We start from the raw sequence: 3234 nt of genomic DNA, 5'->3' as shown, positions 1-3234 counted from the left end.
GCTCCGGCGCGGCGGCCCGCGGCGCGGGGGCCGGCTCGGGCTCGGGCTCCGGCTCCATCGCGTCGAAATCGATCGCGTCGAAATCGAGCGTTTCGAGCTCCAGCGGCACCGGCTTGGCGGCCGGGCGCGGCGGCGGCGCGGGTTCTTCCATCTCGGCAAGGTCGAGCACGTCGTCGTTCTCGTGCGAGGGGGGGCGAACCGCGGCCGGCTCGGGCGGCTTCACCGCCTGATCGTCGGCGATGATCCGGCGGATCGACGCCAGGATCTCCTCCATGGAGGGCTCGTGCGCCTTCTCCGCCGCCTTGTCCTGGATCTTGGGGCTCGCTGCACTCATCCGGACGGCGCTCGAGAAGGTGGGAGGGACGAAAAACGGCTGTCGAATGGAGTATTCCACGCCGCGCGCACGCGACAAGCGCAGCCGGAGCACAGTCCTCGGGAAATCACCCGCCGGGCGCCGTTATTCCGCCTGCCCGTATTCCGCTTGCCCGCGCCCGCCCGAACCCTCGGGTCGCGGGCGCGAATCACGCCGCCTCAGCGGCCGTCCGGCGAGCGGACGCCGTACCAGAGATCCTTGACCTGGTCGTAGTGGACCTTGGCGCTGTAGACCGCCACCGGCACCGCGGTGTAGCGCACCGTCAGACGGCCGATCGCCTGGACCACGCCGTAGGAGAAGATCACCCGGTCGCGCTGGGCGGTGATCAGGTTCACGCGGGCGTTGAGCAGTTCCTGCTGCGCGTTGAGCACGTCGAGGGTCGTGCGCTGACCGACGCGGGCTTCCTCGCGGACGCCGTTCAACGCGACCTCGTTGGCCTGGACCTGGGCCTGGGCGGCGATCACCTGTGCCTTGGCGGCCTCGAGCCGGCCCCAGAAGTCGACCACCTGCGCGCGGACCTGATCGCGGACGAGGTCGGCCTGGATGCGGGTCTGGCCGACGACTTCCTTCTGCTGGCGGATCTGCGCGTATTCCTGGCCGCCCTGGTACAGCGGGATCGTCACCCGCCCGACGATCGACGCCGACAAGAAGTTGTCGCCGGGGAAGGTCTGGTCGTAGCGCTGCTGCACGCTGCCCTGCAGGCCGACGGTCGGATACAGCGCGGCCTCGAGCACCTTGACCTGCGCCTCGGCCGCGTCGACCGCGTGCAGCGCCGAGAGGATCTGCGGATGCTCCTGCAGGCCGATCGCGATCGCCGAATCGAGGTTGGCCGGCACGTAGCGGTCGAGCGGGCGGCCCGGGGCGAGCTGGCGCGGCTCGACGCCGATGTTCTGGCGATAGGTGCCGATGCTGGTGCGCAGGGCCGATTCCGCGACGCTGACCTGCGAGCGGGCGCCGGCGAGGCGCGCCTCGGCCTGGGCGACGTCGGTGCGGGTGACCTCGCCGACGTTGAAGCGGTCGCGGGTCTGGCGGAGCTGCTCCTCCAGCACCTCGACGTTGTTGCGGTTCAGCTCCAGCGTCGCGGTGTTGCTGAGCACGTTCATGTAGGACTGCACGCCGCCGTACAGCACCGACATCTCGGTGGAGCGCAGGCTTTCGCGCTGGCTGTAGACGTTCGACTCGGCGCGGCGGGTGTTGTTGTCGGTCTGGAACCCGTTGAACAATGTCTGGTTGACGGTGAGGCCCGCACCGCCCGGCGTCGTCGTCTGCGCGAGCTGCGCTCCGGAGACGCGGCCTTCGAGGTACTGGGAGCCGATGTCGGCGCTGATGCTGGCGGTCGGGCGATAGCCGGACTTCGCGATCGCGACGCCCTCGTCGGTCGCGCGGACGCCGGCGCGGCTGGAGTTGAGCTGCGGGTTGCCGCCGTAGGCCTTGGCGAGCGCCGATTCCAGCGTCTCGGACGCTGCCGGACCGGCCGTCAGCCCGGCGGCGACGGCGAGGCCGGCCAGCCGAAGCGCGGGGCGCGTCGCAGGTTTGCGTTGTGTCACGTCGATCAGCCCTTGCGGTTTCTCGAAGACCATCTTGCCCGTCTTGCGACGGCCACGGCGCATGAGCGCCGGCCCGGTCACGCCCGCCCCGGGGCAGACCTTAACCCATTCACGAAGACGTGGCCCAGGGCGAGGACGGCCCATCCCTCGAATCGTCGGGACGTGGCGCATAAAAGCGACACCCCCCCCGCGCGATCGGAGCGCGATGCCGAGAGCGCGCCGACCGCTCAGAACGCGAAGCCGGCCTCTTCGCGGAACGCCGCCAGGCCCGGAAGCGCCGCGTCGAACAGCGGGCGTGCGCCGAAGGCGTCGCCGGCGCGGACGAACAGGGTCGCCTTGGCGGACTTGTCGCGACCGAGGACGCAGACGAGGCGGCCCTCGTCCTTCAGCTGGTCGAGCAGCGCCTGCGGGCGCACCTCGACGCGGCCGTTGATCAGGATCGCGTCGTACGGGCCGGCCTTCGGCAAGCCGGCGGCGAGGGGCCCCTCCACCACCTCGACCTGCGTCCCGTCGAGGCGCTCGCGCGCCGCCTCCGCCAGGGCGGGGTCCGATTCGAGGGCGGTGACCCGGCCGCCGAGGCGCGCCATCACGGCGGCGGCGTAGCCGTATCCGGTGCCGACATCGAGCGCCCGGACGCCGCCGCCGATGCGCAGCGCCTGGATCATCCGCGCGAGCAGCATCGAGGCCGGCATGTAGCGCAGGTCGCCGTCGCTGCCGCCGAGCTTCAGGTTCTGGTCGATGTAGGCGAAGGGCTCCGCCCCCGGCGGCACGAAGTTCTCGCGCGGCACCGCGTCGAACGCGTCCAGCACCGCGATGTCGTTCACGTCGAAGGTCCGGAGCTGGCAGTCGACCATCAGGCGTCGGGCCTGCGCGTAATCGAGCATGGAGACGGGTTCCTCGACGCGGTTCGAACGAGCCGGTTCCGCGAGACGCCCGCCGAGGCCGCGCTCACGCTTCCGGATCAGCCGGTTTCTCGGGGATCGGGTGCCAAAAGGCAAGGTTGCGCCGGGCGGGCCGCCGGCCCGCGAACCGGTTCGGTGAGACATCCGCGCCCGCTCGACACGCCGCAGCGGCGCCGGGATGCAACCGGTGGTGACGGTGCGGGGAACCTGTTTCCCGGGGCGCTCGCCTTCGCCGGTCGGAGCGTGAATAACGGATCCGATGACGAGCGGGGGCCGGCGCAACGCGCCGAGATCCCGCCGAGCCCGGGAGACGCCGCGTGACACCCGTCCTGAGCCGAAGCCTCGCCGCGCTGGCGTTGACGACCTGCCTCGCCGCGCAAGGCGCCCTGGCGCAGCAGCCGGCGAGCCCCGC

General features: G+C 71.5%; 2 protein-coding genes and 1 pseudogene. All 3 read right to left on the bottom strand.

Features of this window, described 5'->3' with window-relative positions:
- Nucleotides 1–334, bottom strand: a pseudogene (locus FV230_RS26395) (DUF2497 domain-containing protein); the annotation flags it as partial.
- Between the two features lie 197 nt (nt 335–531).
- On the bottom strand, nt 532–1953 hold the full coding sequence (locus FV230_RS26390; protein ID WP_147844490.1) for a TolC family outer membrane protein: 1422 nt from the start codon (nt 1951–1953) through the stop codon (nt 532–534).
- A 194-nt stretch (nt 1954–2147) separates the two neighbouring features.
- Complete coding sequence (locus FV230_RS26385; RefSeq protein WP_147729888.1) at nt 2148–2804, bottom strand: protein-L-isoaspartate O-methyltransferase; 657 nt, start codon at nt 2802–2804, stop codon at nt 2148–2150.
- Nucleotides 2805–3234 lie beyond the last annotated feature (430 nt).

It is taken from the genome of Methylobacterium sp. WL6, from assembly GCF_008040095.1.
Lineage (GTDB): Bacteria > Pseudomonadota > Alphaproteobacteria > Rhizobiales > Beijerinckiaceae > Methylobacterium.
This window is presented reverse-complemented; position numbering and strand designations above follow the sequence as displayed.

Coding starts and splice junctions, on each gene's coding strand:
- FV230_RS26390 (WP_147844490.1), bottom strand. CDS start 1,953: ATGGTCTTCGAGAAACCGCAAGGGCTGATCGACGTGACACAACGCAAA.
- FV230_RS26385 (WP_147729888.1), bottom strand. CDS start 2,804: ATGCTCGATTACGCGCAGGCCCGACGCCTGATGGTCGACTGCCAGCTC.